Below are 16,372 nucleotides of genomic sequence, written 5' to 3'. Positions count from 1 at the left end.
ATGCTCCTTGGTTTACAGCGATACGATCAAAAGGGTCAAAAGGCACAGTACCGCTGTGAAAATCATATACATCGACACCACTCGGGTCTCCGGCATACCGCACATCTCAAAATGATGGTGCAGCGGCGCCATCTTGAAGATGCGCTTGCCTCGCAGCTTGAAGGAGGCCACCTGCAAAATCACGCTGATGGTGCTCATCATCAGAAGCCCGCAGCAGATGGGCAACAGCAGCGGAATCTTGAAAACCAGCATGATGGACACAATGGCCCCGCCAAGGGCAAGGGAGCCCGTGTCCCCCATGAAAACCTTGGCCGGATAGGTGTTCACCCGAAGAAACCCAAGACACCCGCCGGCAAGGCCCGCCGCAAAGATGGCCACCCCATGGAGGTTTTCCGCAAGAAGGGTGGCGCCATTTGCCGCCATGGCTTCCGCGCCGTAATACAGAACGATCCCCAGGGTCACCAGGATGATGAGGCTCATGCCGGACAGGAGACCGTCGAGGCCGTCGGAGAGATTGGCGCTGTTGACGGTGGCCACGATCACGAAGATGGCAAAGGGGATGTAAAAGATGCCAAGATCCCATTCGGTGTTGGCGAAGGGCACCCAAACCGAACTGCCCACATAGGGGCTTTGATAACAAAAGATGGCCAGTACGATGGCAATACCCATCTGGCCAGCAAATTTCTGATAGGCTTTGAGGCCAAGGTTGCGCTTCTTGGCAACCTTGATGAAGTCGTCCAAAAAACCGATGAGGCCGTAGCCCAGGGTGGTGAGCAGCACCGCCAGCAGCAGTTCGTTGGAAAAGATGTTCTTTGCAAAAAGCAGGGTCGCCGCAAAAGCCGCGGCCAGAAATATGATTCCGCCGATGGTTGGGGTGCCCGATTTCACCTGGTGGCTCTTCGGTCCCTCCTCCCGGGTCATCTGCCCGAACTTCAGCCGGTGCAGGATGGGGATCACGATGGGACCCAGCGCAAGGGCCACCGCGAATGCGGCAATAACCGCCCAAATCATCGATTGCATCTTCTGTCTCTCCCTCTAGCTTACGGCGCCAGCAGCTCGTAGACGATCTTTTTCTCGTCAAAGGCATGGCGGACGCCTTTTATGTTTTGGTAGGTCTCATGACCCTTGCCGGCCAGAAGCACCACATCGTCCTTTCTAGCAATATGCAGAGCGTAGGCGATCGCTTCCCGGCGGTCCTCAATCACAGTATATGGACAGGGCGTCTTTTTCAGTCCTTTCTCGATGGCGGCAATGATCTCCAGCGGTTCCTCCGTCCTCGGATTGTCGCTGGTCAAAACGCAGAAATCGGAGTACTTGCCCGCCACCTCGCCCATCAGCGGCCGTTTGCCCCGGTCCCGGTCGCCGCCGCAGCCAAACAGAGTAATCACCCGGCCCTTGGCGCCGTCCTTCAGGGTTTTGAGGATATTGTACAGGCCGTCCGGCGTATGGGCGTAGTCCAGAATGACCTTGTATTCCTTTTCGAGCGGCAGAACCTCGAAGCGGCCCGACACGCTCTTGACCGTCTTGAGGCCCTGCTTGATGGCCGCCGTGTCGATGCCAAGGGCATAGCAGGCGGTGGCGGCTGCCAGCGAGTTGTAGATACTGAACACGCCCGCCAGGGCCAGATCCATGGCTACGGCCTCGCTGCCGGGCAGATGCATCTGAAAGGCAATGCCCATGTCCTTCACATCGATGTCGGTGGCATAGACGTCCTGCTGGCGGCAGATGCCATAATGATAAACCGGATAGGCGTCCTTGGCAACCAAATCCTGGGCGCAATCGTCATCGGCGTTCAAAACCGCCGTCCGGCAGCGTGCCTTCTCAAACAGTATCTTCTTGGCGTCCCGGTAACGCTCCATGGTGCCAAAAAAGTCCAGATGGTCCTGGGTCAGGTTGGTGAACACCGCCACATCAAAGATGAGGCCGTCCACCCGGCCCATCAAAAGGGCGTGGGCCGCCACCTCCATGACCACCCATTCCATGCCCTTATCCACCATCTCCCGGAGCATTCGGTGCAGATCCACCGATTCGGGCGTGGTTAAAATGGCCTCCTTCTTCTCGCTGCCGATGAGGTAGCCCACCGTGCCCATCAGTCCGCAGGGAATGCCCGCGGCTTCCGCGATGGAGCGAATGAGATAGGTCGTGGTGGTCTTGCCGTTGGTGCCGGTCACTCCGATGAGCTTCAGCTTTTTTGCCGGGTAGCCGAAAAACTTCGCCGCCGTCAGGGCCATAAAATGGCGGGCGTCCTTCACCCGGACCTGGGTCACCTCAAGGGGCAGAAAATGCTCCACCACGAGGGCCGCCGCGCCGTGTTCCACCGCGTCCTCGCCATAGAGATGGCCATCGGTGCGCTGGCCGGGCACGCAGTAGAACAGCTCACCCGGCTTCACCCTTGCCGAATGATAGGCCAGGTTCCCGATCTCCACGTCGGGGCCCCGCATCTCAAGAGCGCCCATGTCCTTTATCAGTTTGGAAAGTAACATACCTTTAACCTTCTTTTCTCGGATCTATTGGCCCGTTCCGAAGTTCACTTTTATTTTACTGCCCACGCTGACGCTCTCGCCGGCGTTTGGCTCCTGGGATACGGCCACGCCCTCCCCGCTGGCGTCCAGCATGAGGCCGCGGCCCGCAAGCTCCTTCTCGCAGTCCGCAATGGATTTGCCAAAGAGGTTGGGCACCTCCACCTCATCGCCGCTGTGCACCGGTTCATCCAGTTTGGTGTCGTCGTCCTTTTCGCTCATGTACAGCAGCACGATGGACCCTTCCTCCATGACCGCGCCGGGCTTCGGGAGCATATCCACCACCGTGCCTCCCACGCCGTCCTGGGTGTAGGAAAGACCTTTGGCCCTGAGCCGCTCCGCCGCGGAAGTGATGTCAAGATCGATGCAGTCGGGCACTTCCACCGTTGCAAGCTCGTTTTCGCCATCCTCATACTGGGGCTGGACCTTCATGTACTGCAGCGTATCCTGGATGATGCCCTTGGCGTAGGGCGCCGCCGCCTGGGAACCGTGGTCGTCGCCAATGGTGGGTTCATCCACAACCACCAGCACCACGATCTTCGGATCGTCGGCGGGCGCAAAGCCCACGAAGGAAGCGATGGTCTTGTCGCTGACGATCTTGCCGTCCTCGTACTTCTGCGCGGTGCCGGTCTTGCCGCCCACCCGGTAACCGGGCAGGTAGGCGTTGCGGCCGGTGCCCTCTTTCACGGTCATCTCCAGCATCTCCCGAAGGAGTTGGCTGTTGGCCGCGGAAATCACCTGGCCCTTGCTGGATTTCACAAAGCTTTCTACCGTGTTGCCGTCCTGGTCCCGGACCTCCCGCACCAAGGTGGGTTCATACAGAGTTCCGCCGTTCACCGCGGCGCTCACCGCCGTGGTAAGCTGGATGGGTGTGACGGCGATGGTCTGGCCGAAACCGATACGGGCCAGATCCACATTTTTGACGTACTGAATTCCCATCAGGATGCCGGGCTCCTCGCCGTCGAACTGGATGCCCGTCTTTTTGCCAAAGCCGAAGGCGTCGATGTACTGATAGAATTTTTCCTTGCCCAGCCGCCCGGCGATCTCCATGAACACCGGGTTGCAGGAATTCATCACGCCCTGAGTCAGCGTCTCGGAGCCGTGGGGATTGTAATGGCGCCAGCACTTGATCTTCTGGCCGTCCACGATCTGATAGCCGGGGCAGTAGAAGGTGCTGTCCTTGGTGATCACACCCGTCTCCAGGCCCGCCGCTGTGGTGACGATCTTGAAGGTGGAGCCGGGCTCATACACGTCGGAAACGCAGGAGTTGCGGCTCAGGGACTGCAAAAGCTCCGAATCGTTCCGGGGCGGATCGTTGAGATCGTAATCCGGCTTGTTCGCCATGGCCAGCACCTCGCCGGTACTCGGGTCCATGACGATAGCCATGGCCTTTTTACCGCCGGTGGCCTGAAGGGCCTCGTCAAGGTGCTTCTCGGCGAAGCTTTGGATCACATAGTCGATGCTGAGCACCACGTCGTAGCCGTCGATGGGCTCCACGTACTGCTCGGTGCCGCCGGGCAGCTCCTGCCGGTCGGCGCCCACCTCGGAGACGATGCGGCCGTCGGTGCCCGCAAGATATTTATTGAGCTTGGACTCGATGCCGCTAAGGCCGTTGCCGTCCACGGATACGAAGCCCAGAACCTGGCACAGAAGATTGTTCATGGGATAGTAGCGCTTGGAATCCACGGAGAAGGCCACGCCCTTCAGGTTGTGGGACTTGATCTCCTGCACCACTTCCCGTTCCACCTGACGTTTCAGCCAGATCTCACCCTTTGATTTGTCCTTCACCTTTTCCAGTACGGAGTCATAGTCCATCTCAAGCAGATCGGCAAGAACGCGGGCCGTCTCCTCGGCATCCCCATCCTTGATCTGGTTTGGGCGAAGAAGCACCGTGTCGGTGCTGGCGCTTTGGGCCAGGGATTGTCCGTTCCGGTCCAAAATGCTGCCCCGCTTGGCCGTGACGGGCAGATCGCTGGTCCATTGATCCAGGGCCTTCGCCTGAAGGTCCCCGCCCTGCACCAGCTGAATATAACCCAATCTGATGATAATGCCCCCCAGGATCACTAAAATCGCAATCAGGGAGGCAACCATTCTCTTTTTGGTGGAAACGCCGGGTGTCCTCAATGAAAATCCTCCTCGCCCACCCCTAGTGGAGAAGGCCTAAAACTGTATCCACAAAGCCCGTGGGTTTGGCGATGGCCTGGGCCGTAGCGCGGCCGCTGCTCCCCTCGCCGCCGGAAAGGCTCACATCCAGATACACCGTCTGATCGGCAGCGGGATAATTCATCCCAAGCCGGTTCTTGGCGGTTTCCTGAATCGCGGCGAGATCGCCGCTCTGGGCCAGTTTCACGTTCAGGGTTTCGGTGATGCGCTGCTCCTCCTTGAGCTCCTTCTCCAAAGCGATGATGTTGCTGTTGGCGCTGGCAATGTGCGCGTAACGGGTGATGAGAAGCGCCGCAACGGCAAAGCCGAAGCAGATCATCAAAAAGGGTTTTACCGACGCCTTGAGCCCCAGTTTTTTCTTCCCCTTGGGGCGGACGGCGGCAGGGTTTTTCTTTGGCGCCGCGGCCCTCGCCGCGGTGCGCTGAGCGGTTTTCGGGGCGCTGGGCGTCTGTTCCTGCCGGCGCCGTGCCGGCGCAGAAGCCGCACGATTTCTCGCGCTTTGCATTCTTACCCGTTCCAGCACCTCATGTTCATAGTTCCCGTATTCCCGATAAGCCACGCTCTCATTCCGCGCCGTTACCAATCTATTCAACCCCTTTATGTGTTAGAACATAGCCGCTGGGCGATGCGGAGCTTGGCGCTCCGGGCCCGCGGGTTGCCCTCGATTTCCTCGCTGCTTGGCTGGATGGGTTTTCGGGTGACGATCTCCACCTGCGGCTTCTTCCCGCACACGCATACGGGAAAGGATTTGGGGCAAGTGCAGGGATCGGCCAGCCTCCGAAAGGTCTGCTTCACCATCCGGTCCTCCAGGGAATGGAAGGTGATCACCGCCATCCGGCCGCCGGGCCGGAGCCTTTCCACGCCCCTCTCCAGCCCGTCCTGAAGGGCGCCCAGTTCGTCGTTGACCTCGATACGGATTGCCTGAAAGGTCCGCTTGGCCGGGTGAGGTCCTTCCCTCCGGGCCGATGCCGGAATGGCCGCCTTAATCACGTCCACCAGCTGTCCGGTGCTCTCCAGAGGCCCGCCCTTTCGAGCCTCCACAATGAATTTTGCGATGCGCGCCGCCCATTTTTCCTCGCCGTAGTCCCGGATCACCCGAAGAAGCTCGGTTTCGCTGTAGCCGTTCACCACGTCATAGGCCGAAAAGCTTTGCTGCCGGTCCATGCGCATGTCCAGCGGCGCGTCCGCCTGGTACGAAAATCCACGCTCCCCCGCGTCCAGCTGATGGGAGGAGACGCCGATATCCAGCAAAATGCCATCCGCCTTTTCTATCCCCAGCCCATCCAAAACCTCGGCGAGATCCCGGAAATTGGCCTTGACCAGCTTCACCCGCTCCGAAAAGGGACGAAGGCGCTGCCCCGCTTCCGCAAGGGCCTCACTGTCCTGATCCAGGCAGATCAGCTTTCCGTTACCAAGGAGTCTTTTCGCAATGCCTTCACTGTGACCGCCGCCGCCGGTGGTCCCGTCCACGTAGATGCCCTCCCGGTCCCGCACCAGGCCTTCCACGGCCTCTTTCAGCAGGATGGGTACATGGTAGGTCATCAAATTCCCATGGCCTCCAGCTTCTTCAGGGTCTCCTTGCGGTCGGTGCGCTGGGCTTTGTAGCTCTCATACCCTTCTTTAGCCCAAATCTCCGCATGATCCAGGGAGCCCATCACGATCACGTCCTTGTCCAGCTCCGCATACGCCCTGAGATGCTCCGGGAGCAGCAAACGCCCATGGCTGTCCACCTTGCACAGCGACGCTTCGGAAAACAGTTCCCGGATCACGTCCTGACCGTCAAGGTCCGTCATGGGAATGGTCTTGAGCTTGTCCGTGAAGGCGTTCCAACCCTCCATGGGGTACACGTAAAGGCACTTGCAGCTCTCATGCAGGGAACGGGAGACGACGAATCGCTCCCCCAAAAGCAGGCGGAACTCTGCCGGCATCATCATTCTGCCTTTGGCGTCCATGGCATATTGAAATCGGCCGATAAACAAAGTTTCCACCCCCCTTGTCCCACATTAAGCCCACTTTTGAACACAACGCAACATTTTTTCCCACTCTCGAGTGAATATATTCTCCTACTGCATCCTGAAATCCTCCTTGACGGGCATAAAAAAATAAATCTTTCGAAACAAATTCGAAAGATTTACGCGGCATTTGCTTATTTAAGATAGGGATCCAGGAGCTGAGGCGTAAAATCGATGTAATCGCAGGACACGTGGCGGTATACCACGCCCTCCCGCTCACCTTCGAAGGCGTAGCCCGCGCTCAGGTTGTGCAGGTGGCCGTAAAGCACCAAGCTCACGCCAAACTCCCGGTACAGCTCGGTAAAAAGGGAATTCTCCTGCCGGTCATTGAAGGGCGGGTAGTGCATCATCACCAGAAGCTTGTCCCCCTCCTGCCGCAGCCGCTCCCCCGCTTCCAGGGACAGTCTCAGGCGCTGTGCCTCCCGCATGTAAATCTTGTAGTCCTGGCTGCTCTCCTCAGCGGAAGTCACCCACCCCCGGCTGCCGCAGATGACGGCAGCGCCAAAACGGTACGCATTGTTTTGCAGAACCTCCATGCTTTCCGGCAGTACGGAACGAATCTTTGTGACTGAATTCCACCAAAAATCATGGTTGCCCCGCAGCAGAATCTTTTTCCCGGGAAGATCCGCGATGAAACGCAAATCCGCCATGGCATCCTTGAGGTGCATGGCCCAGCTGATGTCCCCTGGAACCAGCACCAGATCCTCTTCGGCGACCCCTTCCCGCCAGGCCTTTTCAATCTTGCGATCGTGGTCACGCCAATGCTCGCCGAAGATATCCATGGCTTTCGACGGATCGTTTGCCGCAAGGTGCAGATCGCTGATGGCGTATATGCTCATACTTCCCCCAAAAAAGCTTACTCTTCATCCTCCTCAGGATCAAAGTCCTCGTCGAAATCGTCCTCGAACTCCTCGTCCTCGCCCAGTTCGCTGTTGATCTCCTCCAGCTCGGTTTCCGGGATTTCACCCTCGTCCTCGCCGTCCAGCGCGATTTCCTGCATGCCCTCCAGCTCATCCTCATCCTCATCCAGATCGAGCAGATCCAGCGGCTCCATCTCCTCGGTCTTGGAGAGCTTTTTGGGCCTCATATGGGCTTTCTGGCAGACCACACAGTAATCCCCGCCGGGGATCACCGGCCGTTCGCCGCACTCCATGCAAAGCTCCGGCGTGTCGTCCGGGCCCTGATCGCCCTTGAGTTCACGCATGCACACGTCGCAATACTTTTTGCCTTCCTCCATGTAATTGAGTTCACAACGCGGACATTTTACCAAAGCCATTTTCCATTCCTCCAACCTAAATATACCCTAGTATAATCCAATTTCCGGCAGTCATACACCGCCCGAGAAACTTTATTCCACAAATTACCTTACCAATTCCCTGGCATTTTTGTTGATGAATTATTACAAAAAGATTTAGAATTATTACAAATTCACGAGGAGGTATTACACATTATGAAAAAAACATTGCTATCCGTGGTCGCCAGCACCGCACTTTTGGTTACGATGCCAATGGTTACCGCTTTTGCAGCGCCCAGTGCCCATACCTATTATAGCGTAAAAGATTCGTTTGTCTACAATGACCCCACAGAAAATTTACTGAATTTATCCAATTGTCTACGAAATCAAATGGAAATCATCCAAAAACGGGTCTGGACCTGCGGACGAATCACCTTCGTATGGAGAAACCACTGCGGCTCGGGCACGCGGCCGGGCTGCACGGTCCGGCCAAGCCAAAACCCCTGCCCTACGCCGTCCTGTCCCGCTGAAACGCCCGTGACGCCGCCGGCGACACCCAGCCCCACGCCCACCCAGAGCGCACAGCCCTCCTCGCCAGTGGAAAGTCCGGTCGTGACCCCGGAACCTTCCAGCATTCCCGCCGAGACGCCTGCGGCCACGCCCACCCCGTCGGTGACGCCGGCGCCCACCGTTTCCCCGGAGCCCTCCCTTCCCTCGTCCTCAGTCAACAGCTATGAAACGGAGCTTTTGGCCCTCGTCAATGAGGACCGGGTCAAAAATGGTCTGTCCCCCTATACCCTGGATCCTGAGCTTTGCCGCATCGCCCGGCTCAAGGCCCAGGATATGGCGGACAACAATTATTTCGCCCACGAATCCCCCACTTACGGCAAGGTGGCCGAAATGCTGAAGACCTTCGGCTACAGCTATCGTGCGGCCGGTGAAAACATCGCCAAATACGGCAGCATCGAAAAGGCCCACCTCGGACTCATGAATTCGGAAGGACACCGTAAAAATCTGCTCAGCTCCGGCTTCACCCAGATCGGCATCGGCGTGGTGAAAAAGGACAACTATTTTCTGATCTCGGAATTCTTCGCCCTCAAATAACGGCGGAATAGATAAAGCTCCCGGGATAACCCGGGAGCTTTATTATGTACCTTTAGCGAACAGTGCAGGTGCCGCAGTTCGGCTTACAGGGATTGCAGCTGTTGCAGGAGTTGGTGCTGTTGCACAGGTTGTTGTTGCAGGAAACACAGTTGTCGGGGCTGATATTGATCTCGTTGCCGTCGCAATCCTCCAGCTGAGGCGGGAAGATGGGCAGTCCGAAGAACTCGTCGCACACGTTCTCCGCGAACTCCTCGCAGGGAGGAATCTGGCAGAAGCCGTAGGACGGGATCAGCAGTTCCACTTCGGCCACGATCTTCAAAATCACGGTCACGCAGATGGTGACGTTGAACCGGAGATCGCCGCAGTATTCGCCGCTGACGCAGATCGCGCCCACGATGGATTCGACCGAGAAGGGGATGATGGACTCGTCGGGTACGTACAGGATGACATCCTTGCGAACGGTAAGTATGGCGCGGCCGGTGCCCTGATGGCCCGCGGCGTCGCAGAAGACCACGTCGATGGGAATATCCACATTGGCGCGGACCCTGGCGAAATTGGGCCGCTCGCACAGGCGCTCAATGGTCAGATCGCGGATGTTGCCGTGGGTGGTGGTGGAACGGCAGGACACAAAGGTCAGGGGACGGACAAATTCGCAGCCGCCGGGCATTACATCGCCCAGCTGGATGGTCACATTGTCCAGCTGCTCTTGCTGCATGCAGGAGTCGTAGACCTTCTTGACCTGAACGCAGACCCGCTCGCAAAGTCCGCGCAGAGATTCGCCCTGGATCCTGCCAGGACACACATCGGCATCAACGTTCTTATAGGAGTAAAACGACATTTCTTTCCCTCCTTCAAATGATGGGGCCCCATTTGGAATTCCAATAGCATCTTATGAACCCAGGAAAGAATGTGTGAAGATTGGCTTGCCCCTTTCATATAGATAGGGATAAAGGGGGAGATCAGTTTGAACACCGACGCCAAACGCTACTATTTGACCCTGCCCGGCGAGACGGCCTGGCAGATCGAGCAGAACGATAAAAAGCAGCTCGTCTACCGTCAGACGGGCTACACCAATATTCCGGCCGGCGGCACCCTGGAGGAGCGCTCGGTCGAGGACTTTTCCGCCTGTCTGGACCCCTCCGGCAAGCTTCAGGTCTTCTATTATCTGCAAAGCGGGTATCTGGTCTACGTGACCCTGTCGGCGAGCCGGGGCTGGCAGCAGCAGATTCTCTCCCGCAACAGCGCCGGTGCCGCGGAAATCGACGGGCTCATCATCACCGCCTTCGAAGCGCCCCAGCTCTTCTACCAAAGCCGCAACGCTTCGGGCAGCGCCTCCATCGTGCAGTACGCCATCCGGGGCGGCCAGTGGGCGGGCCAGCGCATTTTGGACATTCCCTCCTCCCAGCGGGTGCGGCTGCTCTTCGCCCAGCCCTCCGGCCTGTTCTTCCTGCGCCACAAGGACGGCGCCTGGGAGGTCTGCCGCATGCGCGCTCAGCAGGGCGGTTTCATGACGCCGGAGGCGCTGTATTCCAGCTATCATGAGCTCACCGACGTATCGGTGGTGCCCGGCGGCACCAAGGGGCTGGTGCCCTGCTGGTGCCAAAACGGGCAGGTCTACGTGGACGGTCGGCCGGTGGGCCATGCCGGACGGGCGAACCATCCCTGCCTCGCCCTCTCAGGAAGCGCTCTGGCCTGCGCATTCCTCGAAAACGGCCGGGTCCATGAGTTCGTGGCTCCCGCCGGCGACGCCTGGGAGGAGCTCCCCTCAAGCGTTCACGCCCTCACCCCCTATATCTATCAAAACCTGGCCGAGAGTCCCGTGCTTCGGCCCATTCTGACCGAGCCCCGCCTCGGCGCCGCCATCCTGCCCGCCTTTCCCAAAAAGCCGGCGGCAGGCGAGCCCATGCCCGTCACCCTGAGCCCGGACAGTCTCAAAAACAGCTATGAGCAGACCCTCATTAACCAGGCCCACCGCATCAAAAAAATCGAGGAGATGGTCTACAACCACCAGCGTTCCCTTTTCAATATGGAGGCCCAGAATAAAAAAAACGCTCATGATCTTGAGCGTTTGCAGGAATATGAACGGGAAATCCGTTCGCTGAAGTTGGGGTTTGAGTCGCTGGAGGCGGAGCTTAGAAGGATGAGGAACTGAGGACCTCCTCCATCCGCGCCAGCACACGGTCGCGGCCAAAACCCGTCTCCGAGGAAAAGGGAATCAGCCATTCCCTGCCGGGCAGCACCAACTCCTTCATGAGTGCGTTCACCCGCATGGGCACCTTGCTTTTGGCCACTTTGTCCGCCTTGGTCAAAATGACGGTGAAGGGGATATTGAGAATGCGCACGTAGCGCAGCATGGTCTCGTCGTCCCGGGTGGGTGAATGGCGGATGTCCATCAAAAGGAACATGTGCCGAAGGTTCTCCGACCCTTTGAGGTATCCCTCCATCATCTCGCCCCACCGCTCCTTCTCCGCCTTGGAGACCTGGGCGAAGCCGTAGCCGGGCAGATCCACCAAATAGAACGCCCCGTTCAAAAGAAAATAGTTGACCAGCCGGGTTTTACCCGGCTTTTGGCTCGTCTTGGCGAGCTTTTTCTGCCGGGTCATACCGTTGATGAAGGAGGATTTGCCCACGTTGGACTTCCCCGCCACCGCGATCTCCATGAGGGCGGGTGCGGGGAAATCCCCGGGCTTTGCGTAGCTTGTCACAAAGCTTGCGCTTTTAATCTCCATGCTCTTCTTCCTTCCTGGGCTTGGGCATCCTCACAAGGGCGTGCCGCAGGACGCTCTCGATATCCTTCACGGGTACGATTTTGATCTTGTCCTTCACATTCTCCGGAATCTCCTCGAGATCCTTCTGATTCTCCCATGGAATGAGGATCTCGGTGATGCCCGCCCGCACCGCGGCCAGCATCTTTTCCTTGAGGCCGCCGATGGGCAGCACCCGTCCCTGGAGGGTGATCTCGCCGGTCATGGCAACGCTCCCCTTCACCGCAATGCCGGTGAGGGCGGATACCATGGCGGTGACCATGGTGATGCCCGCCGAGGGGCCGTCCTTGGGGGTAGCGCCCTCGGGCACATGGATGTGCAGGTCCGTGTGTTCGTGGAAATCCTCATCGATTCCCCAGCGAAGCGCCCTCGAGCGGATGAGGCTCATGCCCGCCCGGGCGGATTCCTGCATCACGTCGCCCAGCTTGCCGGTGAGGACAAGCTTGCCGCTGCCCTTCATGCGGGTGACCTCCACAAGGAGGGTCACGCCGCCCACGGACGTCCAAGCAAGGCCGTTGGCGATGCCCACACCATCCTTTTTATCGAGGTCATCCTTGGAGAAGCGGGGCACCCCGAGGTATTCCCGGATCTTGCCCTGGTTCACCCGGATTTTCTCCTCCGGGTTCTCCACGATCTCCACCGCCGCCTTGCGGCATACCGCCGCAATCTGCCGTTCCAGGCTCCGTACGCCGGCCTCCCGGGTGTAGTCCTCGATGATCCGGCGGATGGCGGGCTTTGGAACGGCCAGGCTGTCCGGGCCGATGCCGTGCCGCTCCTCCTCCTTCGGCACCAGATGGCGGGCGGCGATCTCCACCTTCTCGTCCTCGGTGTAGCCGCCAAGCTCGATGAGCTCCATGCGGTCAAGCAGCGGCCGGGGAATGGTGTCCGCCGAGTTGGCAGTGGTCACAAAAAGCACCTTGGACAGATCGAAGGGGATATCCATATAGTGGTCCCGGAAGGTGGCGTTCTGCTCCGGGTCCAGCACCTCCAGCATGGCCGAGGCGGGATCGCCCCGGAAGTCGGAGGCCATCTTGTCGATCTCATCGAACAGGAACACCGGGTTCATGGACCCGGCCTGACGGATGGAGGACACGATTCTGCCGGGAATGGCGCCGATGTAGGTGCGGCGGTGGCCCCGGATCTCCGCCTCGTCCCGGACGCCGCCAAGGGACATGCGCACGAACTTCCGGTCCAGCGCCCGGGCGATGGATTTGGCGATGCTGGTCTTGCCCACCCCCGGCGGTCCCACAAAGCACAGAATGGGCCCATTGAGGTTCTCGGTGAGGCGGCACACCGCCAGATACTCGATGATCCTCTCCTTGACCTTTTCAAGGCCGTAATGGTCCTCGTCCAGAATCCTGCGTGCGTTTTTGAGGTTCATGTTGTCCTTGGTGTATACGCCGTAGGGAAGCTCCAAAATCCACTCAAGGTAGGTGCGGATCACCGGAATCTCCGGCGTGCCCGGCGGCATGTGAGCGAGGCGGTCCAGCTCCTTCATCACCTTGGTGCGGCTTTCCTCGTCCAGCGGCACCTTCTCCAGTTTCTCCCGAAGCTCCTCGGTGTCGTTGTCCCGCTCCCCCAGCTCCTTTTGGATGGCCTTCATCTGCTCGCGGAGATAGTACTCCCGCTGGGAGCGGTCCATCTGTTTTTTCACCCGGATGCCCACCCGGCGTTCCAGCTCCATCACGTCCGTCTCCCGCTTCAGGATGGCAAGCAGCCGCTCCAGCCGCTCCACTGCGGAAAAGCAGGACAAAACGGCCTGCTTGTCCTCCAGCTTCATGAGGACGTTGGCGGCGATGGTATCCGCCAGCTGACCGGGGTCCGTCACCGATTCGAGGGAGGATACGGTGTCCGAGGGAATCTTGCAGGAAAGCCGGGCATATTTTTCAAAGGCCTTGGCCAAAACCCGCATGTAGGCTTCCAGCGTGTCCGGGTTCTCCTCCGGTTCCAGCTGCTCCTCCAGCACGCCCTCCATGTAGGCGTCCTCCGAGGTCACGTCCACAATGCGCGCCCGGTTGACGCCTTCCACCAGCACCCGCACCGTGTCCCCGGGCAGCACCAAAATCTGCTTGACCCGGACCACCGTGCCCACGTCGTAGAGATCGTCCAGCGTGGGATTGTCCACCTCCAGATCCTTCTGGGCGGTGACAAAAAGCAGCTGATTGTTGACCATGGACCGCTCAAGGGCGTTTTTGGAACGCTCCCGGCCCACGTCAAAGTTCAGCACCATATAGGGAAACACCGCGATGCCCCGAAGAGGCACTACGGGCATGATTGTTGTTTTCAAGGTCTCAACACCTTTCCTTAAGAGGCTGTGTCCAATTATATCCTATTCACTGTAAAAAATCAAAACGAGGATTCGGCGCTCAATACCTCCGCTGGCGCCGCGGCGGCGATAGGCTGTTCCTCCCGGAGAAGGGCGCCCTCCATCACGTCGCTAAGATGGGACGCCGGCACGATTTCGATGCCCATATTGCCCACCAGCTCCTGGGCATTCTGCTCCGGCACGTACACCCGCTCCACGCCCGCTTCCCGGGCCGCCTCGGTCTTGGCCAGCACGCCGCCCACCGGCCGCACATCCCCGCGGATGGAGATTTCCCCAGTCATGGCCACCCGGCCGTCCACCGGAATGCCAAAGATGGCCGAATAGATGGCCACCGCAATGGCGATGCCCGCCGACGGGCCGTCCACCGCCATGCCGCCGGACACATTGAGATGGATGTCGTAGTTGCGGATATCCACGCCGTAGACCTCCTTGAGGGCTGTCGCCACGGTGGTCACCGAGGCCTGAGCGGTGCTCTTTCTGCGGAGCTTCCGGTTGCCGCCGTTCATCTCCTCCTCCTCGATGATACCCGTCACCCACTGCACGCCCAGTCCCGGCGCCGCGGGACGGGCCAGCGCCTCCACCTGCATGACCATGCCCTGACCCGCGCCGTACACTGCCAGCCCATGGACCACGCCCACCTGGGGCTTCTTCTCCGCCGGGCGTTCCACCCGCGGCGCATAACGTCCGTGCTGCAGGATCCATTCCACGTCGCTCCTGAGGATATCCTTCCTTCCGTCCATACGGGACAGCCCGCCGGCCATCTGCACGATGTTCACCGCATCCCGGCCGTTGGTGGCGTACCGGCCCACGGTATCCGCGGCTTCCATCTCGAGGGCAAACCCGCCTTTCAAAGCCGCGTTTCTCGCCACCTCCCGCACCTGGGACGGGGTGAGAGGCTTAAAGTAGATCTCCACGCATCGGCTGCGAATGGCCATGGGGATCTCCTCCGGGGACTTGGTGGTGGCGCCCACCAGCCGAAAATCGGCAGGCAGGCCGTTTTGGAAGATGTCATGGATGTGCTGGGGCACCTGGGCGTCGTCCTGGGAGTAATAGGCGCTCTCCAAAAACACCTTGCGGTCCTCCAGTACCTTCAAAAGCTTGTTGAGCTGGATGGGATGGAGTTCCCCGATCTCATCGAGAAATAAAATGCCGCCGTGGGCTTTCGTCACCGCGCCGGGCTTGGGCTGGGGGATGCCCGCCATGCCCATGGCGCCGGCGCCCTGGTAGATGGGGTCGTGTACCGAGCCGATCAGGGGATCGGCGATGCTCCTCTCGTCGAAGCGCACGCAGGTCGCGTCCATCTCCACGAATTTGGCGTCCGCCTTGAAGGGGGACCCTTCGGTCTTTTGCGCCTCCTGGAGGACCAGCCGGGCCGCGCAGGTTTTGCCCACCCCCGGCGGTCCGTAGATGATCACATGCTGGGGATTGGGCCCGCAAAGGGCCGCCTTGAGGGAGACAATTCCCTCCTTCTGCCCCACGATATCCTGAAAGGTCCGGGGCCGGGTTTTTTCCGACAGCGGCTCGGTAAGGGAGCGCTGGCGCATTCGCCTCAGCCGCTCCAGCTCCCGTCTCGATTCCTTCTCCACCGCTGTTTTGGTGCCCTGCTGGCTTTTCAGCTGATTATAAAAATACAGGCCGATGATGATCGAGAAGAACAACTGGATCACCATGGCCGCAATGGTTAGTCCGCCCACTTTTTTCACCCTCATTTCTAAAGTAATTCCATCCTATTATTTGTGGGCGGCATCCATTTATCCATGGTGGAATTCCCCATCAAAAAAAGCGCCGCACAAAAGCGGCGCCCTTTGGATCGTTTACAGTTTGAGGTCATATTTGAGGCTGCTTGCTCTTTTGAAGCCCACGCTTTCGTAGAGCCGGTGCGCCGGATAAGCGTCGTCCAAACAGGTCAGGGAGATGGATCGAAAACCATCCTTTCTCGCTTTGTCGATAACCAGCTCCAGCAGGCGCCTGCCAATCCCCTGTTTTCGGTATGCGCCCAGCACCGCCACATTGAAGAGCATAAGGCAGGGCTGAAAATCAAAGGTAAAAAGGTCGATGGCATAGGTGGTGACGCTGCCTACGATCCTCTCTCCATCCTTTGCAGCCCAAATGGTGTAGCCTGCCCGGTTCGCATACTGCTGATACCGCTCCAGCGGATTGCTCCCGCCGAAACAGTCATCCATGAGCGCCTTGTACGCGGCCAGATCCTTTAAATCCAAAACTTCGATCTTCATCTACGTCTCCTCCCG

General features: G+C 59.1%; 15 protein-coding genes. 2 read left to right on the top strand and 13 right to left on the bottom strand.

Features of this window, described 5'->3' with window-relative positions; all coding sequences use genetic code 11:
* Positions 1-12: 12 nt before the first annotated feature.
* From mraY to H8696_RS03185, 8 genes are all read right to left on the bottom strand, one after another.
* On the bottom strand, positions 13-1,020 hold the full coding sequence (gene mraY / locus H8696_RS03220) for a phospho-N-acetylmuramoyl-pentapeptide-transferase (protein WP_249314873.1): 1,008 nt from the start codon (positions 1,018-1,020) through the stop codon (positions 13-15).
* Positions 1,021-1,040: 20 nt separating this feature from the next.
* Complete coding sequence (locus tag H8696_RS03215; protein WP_249314872.1) at positions 1,041-2,483, bottom strand: UDP-N-acetylmuramoyl-L-alanyl-D-glutamate--2,6-diaminopimelate ligase; 1,443 nt, start codon at positions 2,481-2,483, stop codon at positions 1,041-1,043.
* Between the two features lie 24 nt (positions 2,484-2,507).
* Positions 2,508-4,643, bottom strand: coding sequence for a penicillin-binding transpeptidase domain-containing protein (locus tag H8696_RS03210; RefSeq protein WP_249314871.1), 2,136 nt, complete (start codon positions 4,641-4,643; stop codon positions 2,508-2,510).
* 22 nt (positions 4,644-4,665) lie between these two features.
* Positions 4,666-5,274, bottom strand: coding sequence for a hypothetical protein (locus H8696_RS03205; RefSeq protein WP_249314869.1), 609 nt, complete (start codon positions 5,272-5,274; stop codon positions 4,666-4,668).
* Between the two features lie 5 nt (positions 5,275-5,279).
* A complete protein-coding gene (rsmH, locus tag H8696_RS03200) occupies positions 5,280-6,224 on the bottom strand; it encodes a 16S rRNA (cytosine(1402)-N(4))-methyltransferase RsmH (protein WP_330605370.1) in 945 nt (314 codons plus the stop codon).
* Positions 6,224-6,661: a division/cell wall cluster transcriptional repressor MraZ gene (gene mraZ / locus H8696_RS03195; protein ID WP_249314866.1), complete on the bottom strand. Its 438-nt coding sequence runs from the start codon at positions 6,659-6,661 to the stop codon at positions 6,224-6,226. The genes rsmH and mraZ overlap by 1 nt, the downstream gene beginning before the upstream one ends.
* Before the next feature lie 167 nt (positions 6,662-6,828).
* The gene (locus H8696_RS03190; protein WP_249314864.1) at positions 6,829-7,533 is read right to left on the bottom strand and encodes a metallophosphoesterase; all 705 of its coding nucleotides are present in this window, start codon (positions 7,531-7,533) and stop codon (positions 6,829-6,831) included.
* Positions 7,534-7,550: 17 nt separating this feature from the next.
* Positions 7,551-7,970 (bottom strand): hypothetical protein, encoded by a 420-nt coding sequence (locus tag H8696_RS03185; RefSeq protein WP_249314862.1) that lies wholly within the window; start codon positions 7,968-7,970, stop codon positions 7,551-7,553.
* Positions 7,971-8,144: 174 nt separating this feature from the next.
* Between H8696_RS03185 and H8696_RS03180 the strand changes: the two genes are divergently transcribed.
* Positions 8,145-9,032, top strand: coding sequence for a CAP domain-containing protein (locus H8696_RS03180; RefSeq protein WP_249314860.1), 888 nt, complete (start codon positions 8,145-8,147; stop codon positions 9,030-9,032).
* A 52-nt stretch (positions 9,033-9,084) separates the two neighbouring features.
* Here the strand turns inward: H8696_RS03180 and H8696_RS03175 are convergent, their stop codons facing one another.
* A complete protein-coding gene (locus H8696_RS03175; RefSeq protein WP_249314858.1) occupies positions 9,085-9,870 on the bottom strand; it encodes a hypothetical protein in 786 nt (261 codons plus the stop codon).
* Between the two features lie 126 nt (positions 9,871-9,996).
* On the opposite strand from H8696_RS03175, the gene H8696_RS03170 reads away from it, so the two are divergent.
* A complete protein-coding gene (locus H8696_RS03170) occupies positions 9,997-11,184 on the top strand; it encodes a hypothetical protein (protein ID WP_249314856.1) in 1,188 nt (395 codons plus the stop codon).
* Here the strand turns inward: H8696_RS03170 and yihA are convergent.
* From yihA to H8696_RS03150, 4 genes are all read right to left on the bottom strand, one after another.
* On the bottom strand, positions 11,165-11,761 hold the full coding sequence (gene yihA / locus H8696_RS03165; RefSeq protein ID WP_249314855.1) for a ribosome biogenesis GTP-binding protein YihA/YsxC: 597 nt from the start codon (positions 11,759-11,761) through the stop codon (positions 11,165-11,167). The genes H8696_RS03170 and yihA overlap by 20 nt on opposite strands.
* Positions 11,751-14,069 carry an endopeptidase La gene (gene lon, locus H8696_RS03160; protein WP_407926364.1) on the bottom strand — a complete coding sequence of 773 codons (2,319 nt, stop codon included), beginning with the start codon at positions 14,067-14,069 and terminating at the stop codon, positions 11,751-11,753. Before lon ends, yihA begins: the two co-directional genes overlap by 11 nt.
* A gap of 74 nt (positions 14,070-14,143) precedes the next feature.
* A complete protein-coding gene (gene lonB, locus H8696_RS03155; protein ID WP_249314852.1) occupies positions 14,144-15,832 on the bottom strand; it encodes an ATP-dependent protease LonB in 1,689 nt (562 codons plus the stop codon).
* Positions 15,833-15,937: 105 nt separating this feature from the next.
* On the bottom strand, positions 15,938-16,357 hold the full coding sequence (locus H8696_RS03150; RefSeq protein ID WP_249314850.1) for a GNAT family N-acetyltransferase: 420 nt from the start codon (positions 16,355-16,357) through the stop codon (positions 15,938-15,940).
* Positions 16,358-16,372: the final 15 nt, after the last annotated feature.

Origin of the sequence: Gehongia tenuis, assembly GCF_014384795.1 — a bacterium.
Taxonomy (GTDB): domain Bacteria; phylum Bacillota; class Clostridia; order Christensenellales; family NSJ-53; genus Gehongia; species Gehongia tenuis.
The sequence above is the reverse complement of the archived record's forward strand: the minus strand, read 5'-3'. Positions and strand labels throughout refer to the sequence as shown.